At 67.3% G+C, this 21,619-nt stretch carries 17 protein-coding genes; 10 read left to right on the top strand and 7 right to left on the bottom strand.

Features of this window, described 5'->3' with window-relative positions; all coding sequences use genetic code 11:
- The first annotated feature begins 16 nt into the window (after positions 1 to 16).
- Positions 17 to 976, top strand: a complete 960-nt coding sequence (locus RH91_RS17625; protein ID WP_232283548.1) for a phytanoyl-CoA dioxygenase family protein — start codon at positions 17 to 19, stop codon at positions 974 to 976.
- Positions 977 to 1,010: 34 nt separating this feature from the next.
- On the opposite strand, the gene RH91_RS17620 is transcribed toward RH91_RS17625, so the two are convergent.
- Positions 1,011 to 2,009 (bottom strand): 2-hydroxyacid dehydrogenase, encoded by a 999-nt coding sequence (locus RH91_RS17620; RefSeq protein ID WP_029624042.1) that lies wholly within the window; start codon positions 2,007 to 2,009, stop codon positions 1,011 to 1,013.
- Positions 2,010 to 2,106: 97 nt separating this feature from the next.
- On the opposite strand from RH91_RS17620, the gene RH91_RS17615 reads away from it, so the two are divergent.
- Both RH91_RS17615 and RH91_RS17610 read left to right on the top strand, forming a co-directional pair.
- Positions 2,107 to 2,610: an SH3 domain-containing protein gene (locus RH91_RS17615; RefSeq protein ID WP_010164393.1), complete on the top strand. Its 504-nt coding sequence runs from the start codon at positions 2,107 to 2,109 to the stop codon at positions 2,608 to 2,610.
- Positions 2,607 to 3,071: a GNAT family N-acetyltransferase gene (locus RH91_RS17610; RefSeq protein WP_010164392.1), complete on the top strand. Its 465-nt coding sequence runs from the start codon at positions 2,607 to 2,609 to the stop codon at positions 3,069 to 3,071. The genes RH91_RS17615 and RH91_RS17610 overlap by 4 nt, the downstream gene beginning before the upstream one ends.
- Positions 3,072 to 3,122: 51 nt before the next feature.
- Here RH91_RS17610 and RH91_RS17605 read toward each other — a convergent pair whose 3' ends face one another.
- Complete coding sequence (locus RH91_RS17605; protein ID WP_010164391.1) at positions 3,123 to 4,121, bottom strand: alpha/beta hydrolase; 999 nt, start codon at positions 4,119 to 4,121, stop codon at positions 3,123 to 3,125.
- 49 nt (positions 4,122 to 4,170) lie between these two features.
- The gene (locus RH91_RS17600; RefSeq protein ID WP_010164390.1) at positions 4,171 to 5,370 is read right to left on the bottom strand and encodes an acetyl-CoA C-acyltransferase; all 1,200 of its coding nucleotides are present in this window, start codon (positions 5,368 to 5,370) and stop codon (positions 4,171 to 4,173) included.
- Positions 5,371 to 5,619: 249 nt separating this feature from the next.
- Here RH91_RS17600 and RH91_RS17595 point away from each other — a divergent pair, with 249 nt between their 5' ends.
- Genes RH91_RS17595 through RH91_RS17585 form a run of 3 tightly spaced genes read left to right on the top strand, consistent with a single transcriptional unit; the run spans position 5,620 to position 8,250 of the window.
- On the top strand, positions 5,620 to 6,372 hold the full coding sequence (locus RH91_RS17595) for a prepilin peptidase (protein ID WP_010164389.1): 753 nt from the start codon (positions 5,620 to 5,622) through the stop codon (positions 6,370 to 6,372).
- The gene (locus RH91_RS17590; protein WP_010164388.1) at positions 6,369 to 6,824 is read left to right on the top strand and encodes a hypothetical protein; all 456 of its coding nucleotides are present in this window, start codon (positions 6,369 to 6,371) and stop codon (positions 6,822 to 6,824) included. Before RH91_RS17595 ends, RH91_RS17590 begins: the two co-directional genes overlap by 4 nt.
- A gap of 10 nt (positions 6,825 to 6,834) precedes the next feature.
- On the top strand, positions 6,835 to 8,250 hold the full coding sequence (locus tag RH91_RS17585) for a coniferyl aldehyde dehydrogenase (RefSeq protein WP_010164386.1): 1,416 nt from the start codon (positions 6,835 to 6,837) through the stop codon (positions 8,248 to 8,250).
- A 183-nt stretch (positions 8,251 to 8,433) separates the two neighbouring features.
- Here the strand turns inward: RH91_RS17585 and RH91_RS17580 are convergent, their stop codons facing one another.
- The 4 genes from RH91_RS17580 to hppD all read right to left on the bottom strand — a co-directional run bounded on the left by RH91_RS17580 (position 8,434) and on the right by hppD (position 12,440).
- Entirely contained in the window at positions 8,434 to 9,033 is a 600-nt protein-coding gene (locus RH91_RS17580; protein WP_010164384.1) for a DUF1989 domain-containing protein, read from the bottom strand.
- Entirely contained in the window at positions 9,030 to 9,737 is a 708-nt protein-coding gene (gntA, locus tag RH91_RS17575; protein ID WP_010164383.1) for a guanitoxin biosynthesis heme-dependent pre-guanitoxin N-hydroxylase GntA, read from the bottom strand. The genes RH91_RS17580 and gntA overlap by 4 nt, the downstream gene beginning before the upstream one ends.
- Positions 9,738 to 9,793: 56 nt before the next feature.
- Positions 9,794 to 11,080 (bottom strand): homogentisate 1,2-dioxygenase, encoded by a 1,287-nt coding sequence (gene hmgA / locus RH91_RS17570; protein WP_010164382.1) that lies wholly within the window; start codon positions 11,078 to 11,080, stop codon positions 9,794 to 9,796.
- 295 nt (positions 11,081 to 11,375) lie between these two features.
- Positions 11,376 to 12,440 (bottom strand): 4-hydroxyphenylpyruvate dioxygenase, encoded by a 1,065-nt coding sequence (gene hppD, locus RH91_RS17565; protein WP_029624041.1) that lies wholly within the window; start codon positions 12,438 to 12,440, stop codon positions 11,376 to 11,378.
- An 81-nt stretch (positions 12,441 to 12,521) separates the two neighbouring features.
- Between hppD and RH91_RS17560 the strand changes: the two genes are divergently transcribed.
- The 4 genes from RH91_RS17560 (at position 12,522) to RH91_RS17545 (ending at position 21,581) form a co-directional block, all read left to right on the top strand.
- Entirely contained in the window at positions 12,522 to 12,974 is a 453-nt protein-coding gene (locus tag RH91_RS17560; RefSeq protein ID WP_010164380.1) for a MarR family winged helix-turn-helix transcriptional regulator, read from the top strand.
- A gap of 74 nt (positions 12,975 to 13,048) precedes the next feature.
- Entirely contained in the window at positions 13,049 to 15,118 is a 2,070-nt protein-coding gene (locus RH91_RS17555) for a malate synthase G (RefSeq protein ID WP_198283275.1), read from the top strand.
- Between the two features lie 104 nt (positions 15,119 to 15,222).
- Complete coding sequence (locus RH91_RS17550; protein WP_010164377.1) at positions 15,223 to 17,337, top strand: autotransporter assembly complex protein TamA; 2,115 nt, start codon at positions 15,223 to 15,225, stop codon at positions 17,335 to 17,337.
- On the top strand, positions 17,337 to 21,581 hold the full coding sequence (locus RH91_RS17545) for a translocation/assembly module TamB domain-containing protein (RefSeq protein WP_010164376.1): 4,245 nt from the start codon (positions 17,337 to 17,339) through the stop codon (positions 21,579 to 21,581). Before RH91_RS17550 ends, RH91_RS17545 begins: the two co-directional genes overlap by 1 nt.
- Positions 21,582 to 21,619: the final 38 nt, after the last annotated feature.

Below are 21,619 nucleotides of genomic sequence, written 5' to 3'. Positions count from 1 at the left end.
AGTGGGGCGTAGCGATATGGACGTGATGCGAGGGTTGAAGCGTCGCGCAGGGGCGGTGCCGTGGCGGATCGCGTCCGATCTCGCACAGGTGCGGCCAATCCATTCGGCACGTGACCGGCACTATCACACCGCGCTCGACCGATATCGGCCGCAGCTTCCCGATCTTGCGCCGTGGCAATCCGAAATCGTCGACACCGTGGCGCGGCAGGGCGTGGCGCAGGCCGATCTGTCCGCGCTCGCGCTGTCCGGTGCGGGGCGTTTGTTGCAACAGGCCACGGCACTCGCCGACGTCTGGGCCGAGCCGTTGCGCGAACAGGCGCGCAGCGGCGTCCAGTTCCTCCAGGTTCCCGCCGCCGACATCGCCGCACACCCCGATCTGTATCGCTTCGGATTGCAGGACGCGCTGCTCGATCTGGTGGAGACGTATATCGGGCTGCCGGTCGCGTATGACGGCGTGATCCTGCAATATACCGTGGCGGACGGCCGCGCCGTCTCGACCCGCAAATGGCATCGCGACCGCGAGGACCGGCGGATGATCAAGCTCGCGGTCTATCTGACCGACGTCGACGCGGAGAGTGGCCCGTTCGAACTGGTGCCGGTGGCCGAGCCGCTGTCCTATGAAACCGGGCCGCGCGACCTGTTCTACCTGCGCGATGCCGACGAGGTCATGCGCGACGGGCGCATCCTCGGCGCGGAGCCGATCGCGTGCACCGGCCCAGCCGGGACCGCGGTCTTCGCGGATACCGCGCGCTTCTTCCATCGCGGCAAGCCCGCGACCGCGCAGGACCGCGCAGCCCTGTTCTTCAGTTACTTCGCGCGCGTGCCGCAGCGGCCGTATTTCTGTCATCGCTCGGGGCTGTCGCATCGAGAGATCGTCGCGATGACCGAAGACCTGTCCCCACGCCAGCGCGCGGCGGCATTGTGGCGGCAGGGGTTGCCGCTGACGTGGCGGCTGGTGCCGCCGTCGCGGGTCTGAGGACGGCGAGGGTGGCGCGTGCGCTGCCCCGACCTTACGCCCAGCCCTCCAGCACCTGATCCGGCGGACGATGCCCGTCCGCCCACATGCGGATGTTGGCGATGACCTTCTCGCCCGTCGCCAGCCGCCCCTCGAACGTCGCGGAGCCCATATGCGGCGTCATCACGACATTGGGCAGCGCGAGCAGCCGCGGGTCGATCTGCGGCTCGTGCTTCCACACGTCGAGCCCCGCACCCGCAAGCCGCCCGTTCTCGAGCGCATCGACCAGCGCATCCTCGTCGACGATCCCGCCGCGCGACGTATTGATGACATAGACATGTGGTCGCAGCAGCCCGATCCGGTCCGCATCGATCAGCCCCTCGCTGTCGGCATTGCGCGGGGTGTGGATCGTCAGCAGGTCGATCGCGCCGAGCATCTCGTCGAGGTTCGGATGCCATTGCGCCTGCAACTCCGCCTCGACCACCTTGGGGAGCCGGTGGCGGTTATGGTAATGCACCGACAGCCCGAATGCGCGCGCGCGGCGCGCGACCGCCTGGCCGATCCGGCCCATGCCAAGGATGCCGAGCGCCTTGCCGCCGATCCGGTGCCCGAGCATCCCGCCCGGGGTCCAGCCTTGCCAAGCGCCCGAACGCACCAGCTTCTCGCCTTCCGCGAGCCGGCGCGGGACGGAGAGGATCAGCGCCATCGTCAGGTCGGCGGTATCCTCGGTCAGCACCCCCGGCGTGTTGGTGACGAGGATGCCGCGCGCGCGCGCCGCCTTGAGCGCGATATGGTTCACGCCAGCGCCGAAATTGGCGATCAGCCTGAGCTTCGGGCCCGCGCCCTCGATCAGCGCGGCGTCGATCTCGTCGGTCACGGTCGGCACCAGCACGTCGCAGTCCGCCATCGCGGCGGCGAGGTCCGCGCGGGTCAGCGCGGCCGCGCCGCGGTGGATTTCGGTGTCGAACAATTGCTCCATCCGCTGCATCACCGCATCGGGCAATTCGCGGGTCACCGCCACGCGCGGGTTGGGGACACGTCTGGTTTCGGCCATGCGACAGGCTTGGCGGAGCCCCCGCGCAACGTCAACGGGTGTTGAAGCGCGCGCGCAACTTGGGATAAGCGAGCGCATGAACGCGAGGGAACACGGCATGCGCATCGGGGCCAGGATCATGCTCGCGGGGACGGCGCTCGCGCTCGGCGCAGGGGCGCTTGCGCCTGCGTTCGCCGCGATGGCGAACAAGAAGCCGCCGTTCTATGCCTCGATCTCCGCCAAGAAGGCGCGGATGCGAAGCGGCCCGGCGCGCAGCTATCCTGCGAACTGGCTCTATCAGCGCGCCGACCTGCCGGTGAAGGTGATCGACGTGTTCGAACACGGCCAATGGTATAAGGTCGAGGATCCGGACGGCACGCAGGGCTGGATGACCGGCGGGCTGCTCAGCGAGACGCGCACCGGGCTGGTGACGGGGCAGGTCGCCGAACTCCGCGACCGCGCGGATGCGGGCGGCCGGATCGTCTGGCGCGCGGCGCCCGGCGTGGTCGGGCGGTTGAGCCGCTGTTCCGGCGGCTGGTGCTATTTCGACGTCCACGGGCGCGGCGGCTTTGTCGAGCAGATGCGCTTCTGGGGCAGCGAACCGGGCGAAACGCTCCCATGAGCGACTGGACGATCCGGCGCGACGACCTGACGCATCCGGACGTCCTTGCGCTGCTCGACCTGCATCTGCGCGCGGCGCACGAGAACTCACCGCCGGGGAGCGTCTATGCGCTGGATATCAGCGGGTTGCGCGATCCGTCCGTCACGCTGTGGACGCTGTGGGAGGATAGGACGCTGCTCGGGATGGGCGCGCTCAAGGCGCTCGGCGACGCGGAGGGCGAGGTCAAGTCGATGCGGACCGCGCCCGCGCACCTGCGCCGGGGCGTCGCGGGGGCGCTGCTCGACCATCTGATCACGGAAGCGCGGGCGCGGGGGTATCGTCGGCTCAGCCTGGAGACGGGCACGGACGCCCCGTTCGAAGCGGCGCACGCGCTGTACGAGCGCGCAGGGTTCGTGGAATGCGCGCCGTTCGGCGCGTATCACGATACGGTGTTCGCACGGTATTTCACAAAGGTGTTGTAAGGACGGGCGCGGCCGCCACCCCGGTTTGCCGCCTCGAACGGGTGGCCGGTACTAGCGCCACCGCTCCGACACGAACCGGGCAACTTCCGCCTGCATGTCGCGATCTTCGGGGGTGTCACCACCAAAGCCGCCATGCGGCATCGCCTCGAACACATGCAGTTCGGCCGCGACGCCCGCGCGTCTGAGCGCCCGGTGCAAGCGCACGGTGGTCGACAGGAACAGGTCGCGCGTCCCGGTCTGCAACAAGGTGGCGGGCAGACCCGCCAGATCGCCGAACAGCGGCGACAGATCGGGGTCCGCCAGCTCCGCGCCGTTCGCGTAGAGCCGGCTCGTGGCCATCAACGATCCGGGAAGTACGACGTCGACCAACTGGTTGACGCTAAAACTGTCGCCGGATTCGGTCAGGTCCGCCTGAGGCGACAGCAGCGCCAGTCCGGCGGGCATCGGCAGCCCCGCGTCCCGCGCGCGGCGCAGCATCGCGATGGCCAGATTGCCCCCCGCCGACCGGCCCCCGATCACGATATCGGAGGCGGCGTGGTGCGTCAGGACATGGCGATACGCCGCGAGACAGTCGTCGAGCGCAGCGGGGAAGGGGTGTTCGGGCGGCGTGCGATAATCGACGCCATAACAGCGCATGCCATGCTGGTCGGCCTGCATCCGCGCGCCTACGCGGCATGCCAGACCTCCACCGAACACCAGCGCACCACCGTGCAGGTCGATATAGGCGCGCCCGGTCTTGGACGCCGCCTCCGGTCCTGCAACCGGCGTCGCGACATGGATGGTCGTCTCTCCGATCGTCACGGTCTCGACGGTCGATCGCAAGGTTCCGGCAAGCGCTTCCATCGCCGTCGCATAATGGGCGTCGGCGGCGGTCTTGAGGTCGATCCACGCCGGATGATCCGCCGGGTCTGGAAGGACGTGGAGCGTATTGAGCGGCACGCCGTCCGCCCGCACCGCGCGTGCGAGCATCGCGCGCGCTTCGGCCGAAATCGAGCTGGGGAACGGAACCGTCCGGGCCGGAACGGCAACGCCGTGTGTATCATCGTCCATTGCTTTCCGACTTTTTGTTGCGTGCGTTCCGGGCGGCTTTCCGCCGCTCCTAGGACATCAGCTCCACGGCAACCGCGGTCGCCTCGCCCCCGCCGATGCACAGCGACGCAAGCCCGCGCTTCCCGCCGCGCGCTTCCAGCGCTGACAGCAACGTCGCGAGAATCCGCGCGCCGCTCGCACCGATCGGATGGCCGAGCGCGCACGCCCCGCCGTTGACGTTGATCCGGTCGTGCGCGATGTCGAGGTCGCGCATCGCGATCATCGCGACGACCGCGAACGCCTCGTTGACCTCGAACAGGTCGATGTCGCCGGTCGACCAGCCCGCCTTTTCCAACGTCTTGCGCATCGCGAACACCGGCGCGGTCGTGAACAGCGACGGCGCATGCGCATGCGCGCCATGCGCGACGATCCGTGCGAGCGGGGTGAGGCCGAGCTTCTCCGCCACCGACGCGCGCGTCATCACCAGCGCGGCGGCACCGTCCGAGATCGACGAAGCGTTCGCCGCAGTGATCGTGCCCTCCTTCGAGAAGGCGGGCTTCAAGGTCGGGATCTTCGCGACATCGCCCTTCGCGGGTTGCTCGTCGAGGCTGACCGTGGTCGGCCCCTTGCGCCCGGCGATCTCGATGGGGACGATCTCGCGGTCGAACGCGCCCGATGTCTGCGCGCGCTGCGCGCGGTGGAGCGATTCGATCGCATAATCGTCCATCTGCTGGCGCGTGAACTGGTACGCCGCGGCGGTATCCTCGGCAAAATTGCCCATCAGCTTGCCGGGCTCATACGCATCCTCGAGCCCGTCGAGATACATATGGTCCTTGAGCACGTCATGCCCGATCCGCGCGCCCCCGCGGTGGCGCATGGAGAGGTACGGTGCGTTGGTCATGCTCTCCATCCCGCCCGCGATCAGCAGGTCGGCCGACCCCGCCGCGAGCGCATCCGCCGCGAGGATCGCCGCCTGCATCCCCGATCCGCACATCTTGTTGATCGTCGTCGCCTCGATATGGTCGGGCAGCCCCGCCTTGAGCGCCGCCTGGCGCGCGGGCGCCTGGCCGAGCCCGGCGGGAAGCACGCAGCCCATGTAGATACGCTCGATCGCGTCGCCCGAAAGCCCCGCACGCTCGACCGCGCCGCCGACCGCGGTCGCGCCGAGTTCGGTCGCGCTCGCTCCGGCCAGCGCACCCTGGAACGATCCCATCGGCGTGCGGGCGTAGGAGACGATAACGACGGGATCGGCTGCGGGACGGGTGGCCATAGTGGGAAACCTCTCAGGGAAGCGATCTTTGACATGCTGCGGCGCGCCTGATCCCCCCGTTCGCCCTGAGCGCAGTCGAAGGGCCCCTTGCCAAACAGACCAGGTCTGAAGTGCGAAAGGGGCTTCGACTTCGCTCAGCCCGAACGGGTGGGGGGATCGGATACGAGCGGTGTCGATCTAGGGCCGACATCTCAGATTTACAAACTATAGGACGCGCTTCGATGACCCGCAGCGATCGAGGCGAGACGCATGGATGACTGGATCTGGCCGGTGCTGCTGGGTGGCCTCGGCGCGATCTTCGGCAGCTTCATCGCGACGATCGTGCTGCGCTGGCCCGAGGGGCGCTCGGTGCTGCACGGGCGCTCGGCGTGCGACGGATGCGGCGTACCGCTGACCGCGCGCGAATTGGTGCCGCTGTTCAGCGCGCTCGTCGCGCGTGGGAAGTGCCGTCGCTGTGGCGCGGCGATCGACCCGCTTCACTGGCAGGTCGAGCTGGCTGCGCTGCTGATCGGAGTCGCGGCGGGGCTGGCGGTGCCGGGGCCGGTCGGGATCGCGGGCGCGGTATTCGGCTGGCTGCTGCTGACGCTCGGGGCGCTCGACGTCGTCGCCTTCTGGCTCCCCGACGTTCTGACCGTCACGCTCGCGGTCGGCGGCGTGGTGACCGGCGCGCTCGGGGTTGCGCCCGAGCTCGACAAGCGGTTGATCGGCGGTGTGGTCGGGTTCGTCGCGTTGTGGGCGGTCGGCGCTGGGTACAAGCGGCTGCGCGGGCGCGAGGGGCTCGGCGGGGGCGATCCCAAGTTGCTCGGCGCGATCGGCCTGTGGCTCGGGTGGCGGATGCTGCCGACCGTGGTGCTGTTCGCGGCATTGGCGGGGCTTGGCGTCGCGGTGATCGGGGCGTTGCGCGGACGGTCGATGGCGATGACCGACCGGATGCCGTTCGGCGCGCTGCTTGCGATCGCGGCTTACCCGGCGTGGCTGATGCTGTTAGGCATGGCGTCATGACCGCGTTCCTGTTCCTCGCGCTCGCCGCCGTGCAGGCGACACCCGCGCCGCAACCGACCCCTGCGCCGCTCAGCGCGGTCGACGGGCTTCCGCTCGGCGTGATCCCCAAGCAGGACCTGCCCAGGCAGGGCTGCGCTGCGTATCTGTGGACCGCCAGCGGGACGCGCGCCTTCATCGCGATGGCGGGCGCGGATCCGGCGCGGTTGCGGCTTGCGGTCGACGGGCGGATCACCGATCTCGAACGCAGCGGGCAGATGGGCGGCGGCAATTTCGGCCTGGCCGAGACGTCGACCTATGGCGGCGGCGCGCTCGTTGCGAAGCTGACGATGCGGATCGAGACTCGCTCCTCGATCAGCGGGGGCGGGGTGGTGTCGGACGGCATCCTCGAGCTCGACCGCGCGGGGCAGGACAGTGTGGTGGTGCCGGTCGCCGGGTTGGTCGGCTGCGCTTAGGGAGACGGGAATGACACTCGACGCGACGCTCAGGGCGCAACGGCTTGCGTTCAATACGGAATTGCCCGTCTCGCTGGAGGCCCGCAAGGACCAACTCAAGCGGGCGGTCGCGATGATCGGTGACAATGCCGATGCCTTTTGCGACGCGCTGAGCGAGGATTTCGGGCACCGCAGCCGCGAACAGTCGATGCTGACCGACATCGCGTCCTCGATCGCGCCCCTGAAGCACGCGCTGCGGTCGCTCGACGGCTGGACGAAGCGCGACAAGCGCGCGGTGCAATTTCCGCTCGGGCTGTTAGGGGCGCGCGCGTGGGTGGAATATCAGCCCAAGGGCGTGGTCGGTGTCATCGCGCCGTGGAATTTTCCGGTCAATCTCGTGATGGGGCCGATCGCGGGGATCTTCGCCGCGGGCAACCGCGCGATGGTCAAGACCAGCGAATTCACCCCGCGCACCGCCGCGCTGTTCGAAACGGTCAGCGCGAAGTATTTCGCGCCCGAGGAACTCGCGTTCTTCAGCGGCGGGCCGGAGGTGGGCAAGGCCTTCTCCGAACTGCCGTTCGATCACCTGATCTTCACCGGCGCGACCGGGATCGGCCGGCACATCCTCCACGCCGCCGCCGACAATCTCACCCCCGTGACGCTCGAGCTCGGGGGGAAGTCGCCCGTCATCATCGGCAAGGACGCCGACATCGCGCGTGCGACCGAGCGGGTCGCGATCGGCAAGATGCTCAACGCCGGGCAGATCTGCCTCGCGCCCGATTACATGCTCGTCCCGCAAGCGCAGGAACAGGCAGTGGTCGACGGGCTCAAGGCGGCGGTCTCGGCAATGTATCCGACGCTGCTCGCCAACCCGGACTATACCGCGATCATCAACGACCGGCATCACCAGCGGCTCGCCGACTGGGTCGCCGACGCGCGGGCCAAGGGCGCGACGGTCGAGGTGGTCAATCCCGGCGGCGAGGACTTCGCCGGATCGAACGCGCGAAAAATGCCGCTCCACATCGTCCGCGATGCGACCGACGACATGATCGTCATGCAGGAAGAGATCTTCGGCCCGATCCTCCCGGTGCGCAGCTACGTGGGCGGCGTCGACAGCGCGATCGACGAGGTCAACCGGCGCGACCGCCCGCTCGGGCTCTATTATTTCGGGCCGGACGAGACCGAGCGGCGCCGCGTGCTCGATCGCACGATCTCGGGCGGGGTGACGATCGACGACGTGGTGTTCCACGTCTCGATGGAGGACTTGCCGTTCGGTGGGGTCGGGCCGTCGGGGATGGGGTCGTACCACGGGTTCGACGGGTTCAAGACGTTCAGCCATGCGAAGGCGGTGTTCAAGCAGGCGAAGCTCGACGTGGCTAAGCTTGCGGGGCTCAAGCCGCCCTATGGCAAGGCGACGATGACGAGCGTGCGGCGGCAAATGAAATAGGGGGCTGACCGGCGCTTCCCTCTCTTTTCCAGCTTCCCCGGCGAAGGCCGGGGCCCAGTCGGAATGGCCGAGGTAACTCAGCGCAACCGCTAGCAATCTGCTGTCTCTCTACTGGGTCCCGGCCTTCGCCGGGGAAGCATGAATGGAACAGAGGAAGCACTAACTCGGGAAGAAAGCCCCCGCTCAATCCACCCGGTAATGGATCGGCTTGAAACTCCCGCCGTTGCTCGCGGGCGCAGAACAGGCGGTGAGGCCGATGATCAGATCCATCTCCGCCCGCAGCACGATATGGTCGCCCGCCTTGCTGATCGGCGGCAGTACGTCGAGCTTGCCCGTCGTCCCATCCACCGTCACGTTCATGAAGCAGTTGAACGCGGTCGGGATCATGTCGGGCTTCACGCCATACGGCTCGAGCGCCGCTGCCAGGTTGCCGAAGCACCCGCGATGCGGTGGCAGGTCCGGGTAGAAATGGTGGAACGTGTCGTACGAACACGGTGTCAGCAGGAAGTCGTGCCGCCCGACCGTATCCGCGACGATCGTCAGCATCGGCCGCGAACGGTTGGAATAGAGAATGTTGTTCGTCGTCAGATAGATCGTCTCGGCATAATCGAGCGTCCGCCCCGACGAGATCACCTCGGCCAGATCGTCGGCGTTATACGCGAGCAGGTCGGACACCTGCACCCCGCGCGGGTCGATCACGGTCAGCGTCTGCCCAGCCTTCAACCGAAACGCATCCCCGCTGCGTTCGGGGATCTCGACGACGCCGCCGACTTCGGGGCTCATTCGGGCGCGCCCGAATAGCGGAACGGGCAGGCCCACGCCTCGTCGACGACACGCCCGCTATATTGCCGCGCCTCGCTCATTTCGCCGTGCCGCGCGAGCATCGGGTTGCGCGAACCTGCCAGCACTTCGTCGCGCGTCAGAATCTTCTCGCGCATGCCCTCATATTTGCCCTGCGCGCGGAGCGTCTCGAACTGGTCGTGGAGGTTGAACACCATCGTCGGCCGCGCGAAGCGCCGCGCGGGGCGGCTGGCATTGGGGTGGAGCCCAACGATGAAGAACGCCTCGCCGCCGAAGCTCAGCGAGAAATGCGGACTGTCGGGGTCGGTGCTGACCGTCGTGTCATACCCCTGGCCGCGCCACACGTCCTTGTCCGAGATCGACTGGACGCGCTGCCACAACGCCGCCTCGAATGCCTGCTCGCTCAGGTCGTCGGGGCCGTCGAAAATCACCGCGAAGCTGCGGAACAGCCCTGGATCCTTGCGATAGGCCGCGGCGAAATGCATCAGACCATCGTGGATCCGCAAGTCGTCCCACGCGCTGTCGAGCCGGTCGCACGCAAGGACGGAAAGCGTGCCCTTCGCCAGCGCCGCCTTGGCGCCGACGCAGGGGAAGTCCGCCTCCGCGACATGCGCATCGAGCAGGGCCTGGAAGTCGTGCTGGGCACGGTGTTTCCACGGGAACAGCGGAGTCTGGGGCGTAGGCATAGAACAACAAGACTCCCGCGCGAGATGCCAGTTCCGCGAATTCGTGCTGATAAGAGTTAAGTATCCGGCAGTTGTGCTTTGGGAAAGCCAGACCAGGCAGCGTCATAGTCTTCGTCGAGCGCGCTTGTTTCTGCAGCGAATCGGGTCGGGGTGAAGACCCAGCGGCTTTCGATCATGAACGCCATCGTGCCGTCGATCTTGCGCGGCGCGAGCGGCGCGTTGCTCGCCGCGTCCCACGTCGCGACGTCGGGGCCGTGCCCGCTCATCTGGTTGTGGAGCGACAGCGCGCCCGGCACAAACCCGTCCGCCTTGGCGTCATAGGCGCCGGTGATCAGCCCCATGCACTCGCTCATCGTGTTGCGGTGGAACCACGGCGGGCGGAACGTGTCCTCCGCCACCATCCAGCGCGGCGGGAAGATCACGAAATCGACGTTGGCGGTGCCGGGCACGTCGCTGGGCGACGTGAGCACGGTGAAGATCGACGGGTCGGGGTGATCGAAGCTGATGCTGCCGATCGTATTGAACCGCGCGAGATCATATTTGCACGGCGCATAATTGCCGTGCCACGCGACGACGTCGAGCGGCGAGCGGCCGAGGTTCGTGGTCCACAGGCTGCCGAGGAATTTCTGGACGAGTTCGTACTCGCCCTCGACGTCCTCATACCAGGCGACGGGCGTCTCGAAATCGCGCGGGTTGGCGAGCCCGTTCGCGCCGATCGGGCCGAGGTCGGGGAGGCGGAAGGGCGCGCCGTGATTCTCCGCGACATAGCCGCGCGCGCTGCCATCGGGGAGGGTGACGCGGAAGCGCACGCCACGCGGGATGATCGCGACTTCGCCGGGAGCGAGGTCGATCCTTCCTAACTCGGTGTAGAGCGTGAGGCGGCCGTGTTGCGGCAGGATCAGCAACTCGCCATCCGCCGACACGAACGCGCGGTTCACCATGTCTTTGTTCGCGCGGTAGATGTGCATCGCGACGCCGGTCTGTGTTTTCGGGCCGTCGCCCGCGACGAGCATGGTGGTGAGCGAGTCGAGCCAGTCGGCGTCCTGCGTCTCGAGCGGGCCCCAGCGGAGGCGGTTGGGGGCGAGGGGGTCGTCGGTGGTGCCGGGGGCGAAGAGGGGGGCGCCCGCGTAGCGGGTGAAAGCCGGGTGCGCGGCGGAGGGGCGGAGGCGGTAGAGCCACGAGCGCTTGTTCTCATGGCGCGGCGCGGTGAAGGCGCTGCCGCTGAGCTGCTCGGCGTAGAGGCCGAAGGGGGGCTTCTGCGGCGAGTTGCGCCCGATCGGCAGCGCGCCGGGGATGGCTTCGGTGGCGAAGTGGTTGCCGAAGCCGGTCATGGTGTTGGTCATTTCGCTCTCCAGCTATCGGCGCGGGTGCCCGTTACAGCCCCACCCCAACCCCTCCCCTGAAGGGGAGGGGCTTTATGGTGCGCCCGCCTTCTTCTTTAGCCCCTCCCCTTCAGGGGAGGGGTTGGGGTGGGGGACGCCTCGCAGAGGGTAGCGCGTGTTACTGCCCCACCCCAAACCCCTCCCCTGAAGGGGAGGGGCTCTACGGTGCGCCCGCCTTCTACTTTAGCCCCTCCCCTTCAGGGGAGGGGTTGGGGTGGGGGAAGCCTCGCAGAGACCACCCCCCACCCCAAAAGCCTCAAGCCTCAACCGCCCCCGGCACCACACCCCGCCGGATCTGGTCCAGCTCGATGCTCTCGAACAACGCCTTGAAGTTCCCCTCGCCAAAGCCGTCATTGCCCTTGCGCTGGATGATCTCGAAGAAGATCGGCCCGACCATATTCTCGGTGAAGATCTGCAGCAGCAGACCGCCACCCGTCTCGGGCGCGCCGTCGATCAGAATGTCGCGCTTGCGCATTTCCTCGACGTCATGGTCGTGCCCGGGCAGGCGCTTGTCGATCAGATCGAAATAGGTCTGCGGGGTCGTCTGGAACCGCACGCCGTTCGCGCGCAACGTGTCGACCGTCTTGAAGATGTCGTCGGTCGCGAGGGCCAGATGCTGGATGCCTTCGCCCTTATAGTCCTTGATGAACTCCTCGATCTGCGAATGCTCGTCCTGGCTTTCGTTCAACGGGATGCGGATCTTGTCGTCGGGCGCGGTCATCGCCTTGGAGAAGAGGCCGGTCGACTGGCCCTCGATGTCGAAATAGCGGATCTGGCGGAAGTTGAAGATCCGCTCGTAATAATCCGCCCAATAGGCCATCCGCCCGCGCTGCAGATTGTGCGTGAGATGGTCGAGCGTGTGGAGTCCGACACTATGGTCATCCACGCCAGCGCCCTCGACCGGGGTGAAGTCGGTCTCGTAGATCCGCGACTTTTCGTCGACCAGATACAGGTTCGCGCCACCGATTCCCTCGATCGCGGGAAGGTCGAGCTCGTCCGGGCCGACGGCGCCCTTCACCGCGACCGCGCCGCGCTCGACCGCCATTTTCAGCGCGTCCCCGCCGTCGGCAACGCGGAACGCCATCGCATTGGCGGAGGGGCCGTGCGTATCGCGGAAACCCGCGACTTGCCCTGCGTCATCCATGTTGAGCAGGAAGTTGATGTCGCCCTGCGCATAGCGGCGGACGTTCTTCGACTTGTGGTTGCCGACATGGGTGAAGCCCATCTTGACGAACAGATCGGCCATCGCCTCCGGGTCGGGCGAGGTGAATTCGACGAATTCGAAGCCGTTAAGGCCCATGGGGTTTTCGGTGGCAGTCATCACATCGGCTCCGAGATGGTTTCAGATGTAACGATATAGCGGTCTTGCCAAGGCCGGTCCATCCCTTATCCCTGCGGAGTGATGACACGGCTCAAGCTCGATCAGTTCCTGCCCTATCGCTTGTCGATCGTGTCGAACCGCGTGTCGGCGGCGATAGCGAGCACCTATCAGGCGTTGTTCGGGCTCAAGATTCCCGAATGGCGGCTGGTCGCGATCATCGCCGAGAGCGAGGGTGCGACGCAGCAGGCGCTGGGCCTGGCGACGCGGATGGACAAGGTGACGGTCAGCCGCGCCGCCGCGACGCTGGTCGAGCGCGGGCTGGTCGAACGGCGGCCCAATGCGACCGACCAGCGGTCGCACCTCCTGTCGCTGACCGCGGCCGGGCGGACGTTGTACGAGAATGTCGCCCCCAAGGCGCTCGAGCTCGAAGCGCAGGTCTTCGCTGGCTTCACCAACGCTGAAATCGCGAGCTTTCGCGCGATGCTGGACCGGCTCGAGACATCGGCCGCGCCGTTCGACCCCGAACGCGCTTGAAGCGGACCGCAAGCCTGGCCTAAGCCTGTCGCCCAAGCCCTCCCCAGGCAGACGTTGGTTCCAGGAGGATGTTGATGCCTGAAATGCTCGACCGCGCCGGTCTGTCGGTCGCCGCCCCGCTCGCCGCCTTTCTCGAGGCGCGCGTGCTTCCCGGCCTCGACGTAGCGGCAGAGGGCTGGTGGCAGGGCGTCGCGGACATCTACGCCCGGTTCGCGCCCGAGAACCGCGCTTTGCTCGCGACCCGCGACTCGCTCCAGGCGCAGATCGACGCGCGTTATGGTTCGGGGGAGGCGGTCGACGAGCCGTTCCTGCGCGAGATCGGCTATCTAGTTCCCGAACCTGCCGCCTTCACGATCGGCACGACCAACGTCGACGCCGAGGTCGCGACGATGGCCGGACCGCAGCTCGTCGTCCCGATCCTCAACGCGCGCTTCCTGCTTAACGCTGCCAACGCACGCTGGGGAAGCCTGTACGACGCCTATTACGGCACCGATGCGCTGCCGGGCATGGCGGTCCCCGGGGGTTACGATCCGGTGCGCGGCAAGCAGGTGGTCGAGGCGGCGAAGGCGTTCCTTGACGATGCCGTCCCGCTGACGACGGGCTGCTGGGACGAACTCCGCGGCGACGAACCGGACCTGCGCCACCCCGAGCACCTGGTCGGGCGAAAGGGTGCCTCGTGGCTGTTCGTCAACAACGGCCTGCATATCGAGGTGGTGGTCGACCGCGACCATCCGATCGGGCGCGACGATCCGTCGGGGATCGCCGACGTCATCCTCGAATCCGCACTGACCACGATTTGCGACCTCGAGGATTCAGTCGCGGCGGTCGATGCCGAGGACAAGGTCGCGGCCTATGCCAATTGGCTCGGGCTGATGCGTGGCGATCTGGAGGAGTCGTTCGACAAGGGCGGCAAGACGATCACGCGGCGGCTCAACCCCGACCGCGTCTATGACGACGGGCTGACGCTGCCGGGGCGGAGCCTGTTGTTCGTCCGCAACGTCGGGCATCTGATGACGACGCCTGCGATCAGGCTGCCCGATGGCAGCGAGGCACCCGAGGGGATCCTCGATGCGATCGTCACCAGCACGATCGCGCTGTACGATTTGCGCGGGCTGGGTTCCTATCGCAACAGCCGGGCGGGCTCGGTCTATATCGTAAAGCCCAAGATGCACGGGCCCGAGGAATGCGGCTTCACCGACCGCCTGTTCGATGCGGTCGAGGACCTGCTCGGGCTCGAGCGGCATACGGTCAAGGTCGGCGTGATGGACGAGGAACGCCGTACATCGGCCAATCTCGCCGCCTGCATCGCGGCGGTGAAGGACCGGATCGTCTTCATCAACACCGGCTTCCTCGATCGGACCGGGGACGAGATGCACACCGCGATGCACGCCGGACCGATGATCCCCAAGGCCGAGATGAAGGGGAGCGACTGGATCAAGGCCTATGAAGACCGAAACGTCCGCATTGGGCTGGCGGCGGGGCTGTCGGGCAGGGCACAGATCGGCAAGGGCATGTGGGCAGCGCCCGACCGGATGGCGGACATGATGGAGCAGAAGATCGGCCACCCGACCGCAGGCGCGAACACCGCCTGGGTCCCGTCGCCGACCGCGGCGACGCTGCATGCGATGCATTACCACAAGGTCGACGTATTCGCCCGGCAGAAGAAGATCGCCCACGAGCACATCCCGTCGCTCGCGTTGCTGTTGCGCGTGCCGGTCGCGGCGCAGGGGCGCAACTGGACGCCCGACGAGATTCGCGCCGAGCTCGACAACAATGCGCAGGGCATCCTCGGTTATGTCGTGCGCTGGATCGACCAGGGGGTGGGGTGCTCCAAGGTCCCCGACATCCACGACATCGGGCTGATGGAAGATCGTGCGACGTTGCGGATTTCGTCGCAGCATATCGCCAACTGGCTGCTCCACGGCGTTGCCACGCGCGCGGAGGTCGATGCCGCGTTCGAACGGATGGCGGCGAAGGTCGATGCGCAGAATGCGGGCGACCCGGCATATCGACCAATGGCCGGGAACGCCGAAAGCCTTGCGCTACAAGCGGCGCGCGCGCTCGTCTTCGACGGGATCACGCAGCCGAACGGCTATACCGAGCCGTTGCTGCATGCCTATCGCCAACGCGTAAAATCCGAATGAGCAGAATCTAGGAAACCATTTCCTGTTCATGCGTTAGGAACGCTGAGCGGGGGACCGAAAAACCGGCCCTCGTGTGAAGCGGGGAAGCGTAGCTCTTGATTTCTTTGGCGTATTCGAGCGGGCTTCTCGCCATCGCGGTTGCAAGTCTCCAGCAGGCACCCCCTCCGGTGGTGACGGCCACGCCGGGTGCTGTCGCGGGTATCGGCCAAACCACCGAGCCGCCGATTGTTTCCGATTCGGAGTTCGACAAGGCGCTTCCGCCGCTCAGCAACGACATCAATGCCCCGCTCGAACCGATGATCCCGGTGCCGGTGGCGACGACCGACGTTCCGGTCGCGCCGCAGCCAGCATCGCCTGCAGTGACGGGCGTACCCGTCGCCACAACGCCAGCGCCGACGATCCCCGCCGACCTAAACCAGCCGCTTCCGCCGCTTGCGGCTTTCGACACGGCGCCGCTGGTCGACGTCGCGGTCAAGGACGAGAAGGCGCCCGAGATTCGCTACGAGACCGTGATCCGCGGGCTTGATCCGCTCAAGCTGACCGCGCAGTTCAACGGCCTGTCCGCGCTCAAGGGCGGCAAGGACAAGGCCCCCAACGACACCGTCATCGCGGCGCGCGGGCGCGAGGACGAGCAGCTCGCGATCCGGCTGATGAAGAGCCTGGGCTATTATGACGGGACCGCGGTCTCGACGATCGAGACCGTCCCCAGCGACAAGACCCGGGTCAAGGCGATCGTCTCGGCGACTCCGGGCAAGCAGTACAAGCTCGGCACGATCGTCGTGAAGGCGGGCCCGACCGTTCCGCCGACGCTGATCCGCGACGCGCTCCCGCTCAAGGTGGGGGAGCCGATCGAGGCGGTGCGTATCCAGGGCGCGGAAGCCAACGTCGCGCTGACGCTGCCGCAGAACGGATACCCCTTCGCCAAGGTCGGCGACCGCGACATCCTGCTCGACGATCAGGTCGGCACCGGCGACTACACCCTCCCGGTCGAGGTTGGCGCGCGGTCGTCGTTCGGGACGGTAACGACCGAAGGGCGGCTTGCGTTCGGGGCCGATCACGTCCGCATATTGCAACGCTTTCAGGCGGGCGAACTGTACGACAACCGCAAGGTCGATGATCTGCGCGCGGCACTGGTCGCGACGGGGCTGTTCTCGACCGTGTCGGTCGAGCCAAAGCCGACCGGTAACATCAACCCCGACGGGACCGAGCAGGTCAATCTGCTGGTCGAGCAGGAGCGCGGCAAATATCGCTCGCTCGCGGTTAGCGGTGGGTACAGCACCGGGCAGGGCGCGCGGGTCGAAGGCTCGTTCACGCACCGCAACCTGTGGTCGCCCGAGGGCGCGCTGATCGCGACGGCGGTCGGCGGCACGCAGGAGCAGGGGTTGAGCGGGACCTTCCGCCGCTCGAACGCGGGCAAGCGCGATCGCACGGTCACGCTGACCGCTGCGGTCGACCATACCAATTACGACGCGTTCAACGCTTTCACCGCGACGCTGTCGGGCCGGATTTCGTATGACTCCACGCCGTTGTGGCAAAAGAAGTTCACCTACGCGTACGGGTTCGAAGTCGTCGGCACGAACGAAAGCGTTTACGACTTCGCGCGCGGCGATCGCCGGCGCGCGACCTATTTCATCGCGGCGCTGCCGGGTCAGGTCCAGTTCGACCGGTCGGACAGTCTGCTCAACCCGACCAAGGGCTATCGCCTCAAGCTGAGCGTCAGCCCCGAGACGTCGGTGCGCGGGTCGATCAGCCCCTACGCGCGCACGCTGATCGAGGCGAGTGCCTACTATCCGGTCGGCGAGAAGTTCGTCATCGCGGGTCGCCTCCGTGCCGGCGCGATCGCCGGGATCGAGCGCGACGACCTCGCGCCGTCGCGGCGTTATTATGGCGGCGGCGGCGGGTCGGTGCGCGGCTATGGTTATCAGCGGCTCGGTCCGCTCGATCCGCAGGGCAATCCGGTCGGCGGGCGCAGTTTGAACGAGTTCGCACTCGAGGCGCGCTATCGCTTCGGCAATTACGGGATTGTGCCGTTCATCGACGGCGGGAACGCCTATACGAGCGTGCTGCCGAAGGGCTCCGACCTGCGCTTCGGCGCGGGGATCGGCGGGCGCTTCTATACCAATTTCGGGCCGTTGCGCGTCGACGTCGCAACCCCGCTCAATCCTCGCAAGGGCGACGGCAAGGTCGCGCTGTATATCTCGATCGGACAGGCCTTCTGATGGCGGAAGTAGAAACCGGCCCTTCGGCGGCGCCGGAAACCGTCGTTGTGCGACGTCTTTTGTGGCAGCGGATCTTCAAATGGGTCTCGATCACGCTTGGCGTGCTCGGGCTGCTCGCGATGGGGATCGTCGCCGGGCTCGATACCGCGCCGGGGCGGCGCGTGATCGCCAATTTCATCGGGGATTATAAGACCGCGGGCGGACTTAACATCCGCGTCGGGAGGATCGAGGGATCGATCTACGGCAAGATGGTGCTCAACGACGTGCGGGTCAGCGATCCGCAGGGCGTGTTCCTGTCGTCGCCGCGGATCGCGGTCGACTGGAAGCCGTTCGATTACGTCCGCAACCATATCAACGTGCTGTCGGCACAGGCGAGCCTCATCACGATGACGCGCTCGCCCGCGTTCAAGCCGACGCCGACCGACCCCAACGCACCGATCCTCCCCGATCTCGACATCGATATCGGTCGCCTGACCGTCAACCGGATGGTGCTGGGCAAGGCCGTGATGGGGTCGCCCCACATCATCAAGATCGACGGCGCGACGCACATCGCGGACAAGCGCGCGCAGATCACCGCGGACGTCGATGCGCTGACCGGCCCCGGCATCGCGGGTGGCGACAAGCTTCGGCTGCGGCTCGACGCGGTGCCCGATTCGGACCGGCTCGGGATCGACGCGCGGATCACCGCGCCCGCGCGCGGCGTGGTCGCGGAGATGAGCGGGCTCAAGGCTCCGCTCGACTTCACGATTGCGGGCAAGGGCGGCTGGAAGGCCTGGGCCGGCAAGGCGAGCGGGTCGCTCGGCGGCGCGAAGTTCGCCGACCTCGACCTTCAGGCGCATAACGGCTTCTTCCAGATCCGCGGCAAGACCAACCCTGGTCTCTATCCCGGTGGCGCGCCCAAGGACAAGGCGACCCCGACCAACCCGATCGCGCGCCTCACCGCGCCCGCGCTCGACGTCTCGATCGACGCGCGTTTGAACGAACGCAAGGTCGATACGGTCATTGCGCTCAAGTCGGAGGCGCTCGCGCTCAACGCGAAGGGTCTGATCGATCTCGCGCAGAGCGCCTTCAGCCAGTTCGCGGTCGACGCGAAGCTGCTGACGCCCGGCGCGATTCTCCCCAACCTCAACGGGCGCGACGTGACCGCGCGCGTCGTGCTCGACGGCAAGTTCGCGACACCCACGGTCAATTATGTGGTCAGCGCAGGCGTGCTCGGCTTCGGCGAGACTCGCGTCCAGCAGCTCTACGCCTCGGGTCTTGCGCGCGTAAACGCGGATCACATCGTGATCCCGGTCGCGGCGCGTGCCGCGCGGGTCACCGGACTCAACGCGGCGGCGGGTGGCCTGCTCGACAATGTTGCGATCAACGGCAGCTTCGCGATCGCCAACGGCAAGGTGCTGTCGGACAATCTCAAGATCCGATCGCGCAAGATCGACGCGACCGCGCTGATCGTCGCCGATCTGGCGACCGGCATGTACCGCGCCGCGCTCAATGGCCGGGTCAACGATTACCGCGTCGAGAGCTTCGGGATCGTCAGCGTCAAGACCGATGCCAAGCTCGTCACGATGCCCGGCGGGTTCGGGATCACCGCGCACGTCGCGGCACGGACCTCGCAGATATTCAACGAAGGCGCGCGCACCTTCCTCGGCGGCAACGCTGCGGTGACCGCGGACGTCGGCTATGATCCGAACGGGATCATCACCTTCCGCAACCTGCGGCTCAACGCGCCCCAGTTCCGTGTCACGCGCGGGCAGGGGCGGTACGATCCCAAGGGGCCGCTAGCGGTCGATGCGGATGCCTATTCCACCCAATATGGTCCGCTGTTCGCGCGGGTCACGGGTACTGCGACCAAGCCGGTCGTGCTGCTGCGGGCGCCGCGTCCGGGCGTGGGCATCGGTCTCGTCAATCTCGAGGCACGCGTGCGCGGCACGGGAACATCGTATCTGATCCTCGCCAAGGGCGGGACCAATTACGGACCGTTCACCGCCGACCTCAACGTCGTGCCGGCGGCACCGCTGACGGTCGACATCCGCAATGCGCGCTTTGCCGGGATCGACTTCAAGGGCCGCGTCCAGCAGCTCGCCGCCGGTCCGTTCGGCGGGCGGGTGACGTTCGCCGGATCAGGCATCAGCGGGGCGGCGTTGCTCGGCGCGCAGGGCAAGTTCCAGCGGGTCGATGTCGCCGCGCGGGCGAGCAACGCCAAGATCCCGGGGCTGGTCGACTTCACGATCGGTCGCGCACTGGTTAACGCCCGCGCCATTTTGACCCCGACGCCGCAAGTCGTCGCGGACGCGCAGGTCGCGGATCTGCGCTACGGTCCGACGGTGATTTCGGCGGCACGCGCCAAGGTCAATTACGCCGGTGGCTCGGGCACCGCGCAGTTGCTCGCGACGGGGTCGAACGGCGTGCCGTTCCGACTCGCCGCCAATGCCCGGCTTAGCCCGAAGCAGTGGCTCGCGGCGCTCCAGGGCCAGGCGAACGGCATCGGCTTCCGCACCGTCAACCCGGCGCGGATCGATATCGACGGCGCCACCTACCGCCTGCAACCGACCAAGATCGACTTCGACAACGGCTCGGCGCGCGTAGCGGCGGTCTATGGCACGGGGCTTTCGGCGCAGCTCCGGCTCGACAAGCTCGACCTGTCGGTCGCGAACGTGCTGGTGCCCAACCTCGGGCTCGGCGGTGCGGCGACGGGGTCGCTCGACTACGCACAGCCGCGCGGTGCCTCGGTCCCCAAGATCGCGGGCCAGTTCCGCATCGCCAACTTCACGCGCTCGAGCCTCGCCAGTGTTTCCGATCCGGTCGACGTCGTCGGCCAGATCGGCCTGACCGACGCGGGCGGCGAAGCGCGCGCGCTGGTGCAGCGTGGCGGGACGACCGTCGGGCGGATGGTCGCGACGTTGCGCCCGCTGGGTGCGGGGGCGAACTGGACGACGCGTCTGATGGCGGCTCCGCTATCGGGCGGGATCCGCTACAATGGTCCGTCGAGCGTGCTGTTCTCGCTTGCCGGGCTCAGCCGCCAGCAATTGTCGGGGCCGATCGCGATCGCCGCCGACTTCGGCGGGCGGGTCGATGCGCCACAGCTAAACGGCATCATCCGCGCGGATTCGCTGACCTATGACAATGAAGTCTACGGGACGCGGCTCAGCCAGATGAAGATCGCGGGGCGGTTCACCAACGACCGGCTCGAGATCACGCAGCTCTCGGCGCGCGCGGGCGAGGGGACGGTCCAGGCACAGGGCTCGGTTGGCTTCGCCGCCGCTTCCGGCTTCCCGATCGACATTCGTGCGACACTCAACAATGCGCGACTGGCGCGGAGCGATGCGCTGGGGGCGACCGCGACGGGGACGATCGCGGTGACCAACTCCAAGGCGAATGGCGGTCTGATCAAGGGCGACATCCGCATCCCGAACGCGCGCTACGAGATCATCCGCCAGGGCCAGGCCGAAGTGCCCGAACTGACCGGCGTCCGCCGCAAGAGCGATCTGGTCAAGGCAGCGGGCGCTCCGGCGGCGGAGGCACCGGTCGGGCTGTTCAAGCTCGATATCCGGATCCGTGCAGACAATCAGTTGTTCGTCTCGGGCATGGGGCTCGAGTCCGAATGGGAGATGGACATGCGGGTCGCCGGCACGTCGGCGGCACCGCAGGTGCTCGGTCGGTTGCAACTGGTGCGCGGGACCTATTCCTTCTCGGGCAAGCGGTTCGAGGTCACCAAGGGCGACATCCGCTTCAACGGCGGACCGTTGTCGGACCCGGAGATCAACATCAGCGCGACCACGACGACGAGCGACGTCGACGTCACGATCAACGTGACCGGCACCGGCCAGAAGCCGCAGATCGCGTTCACCTCGACCCCGGCCTTGCCGCAGGACGAAGTGCTCAGCCGCCTGTTGTTCGGCAGCTCGGTTACCAACCTGTCGGCGATCCAGGCGATTCAGCTCGCGTCCGCGCTCAACTCGCTGCGCGGGTCGGGGGGCGGGCTCAACCCGCTCGGCAAGCTGCGCTCGGCGACGGGCATTGACCGGCTGCGCGTGCTCGGTGCGAACGATGCGACCGGGCAGGGCACCTCGCTCGCGGCGGGCAAGTACATCACCAACAACATCTACGTCGAGATCATCACCGACGCGCGCGGCTTCACCGCGACGCAGCTGGAGGTGTCGCTGACCAAGGCGTTGAGCGTGCTGTCGCAGGCCGGGTCGTTCGGCGGGTCGAATGTCACGGTGCGCTACAAAAAGGATTTCTGATCGCAACCTAACGCTTTCCGAGGAGCCCGAAATCGAAT

Source organism: Sphingomonas sp. PAMC 26617, assembly GCF_000242835.1.
Taxonomy (GTDB): Bacteria; Pseudomonadota; Alphaproteobacteria; order Sphingomonadales; family Sphingomonadaceae; genus Sphingomonas.
This window is presented reverse-complemented; position numbering and strand designations above follow the sequence as displayed.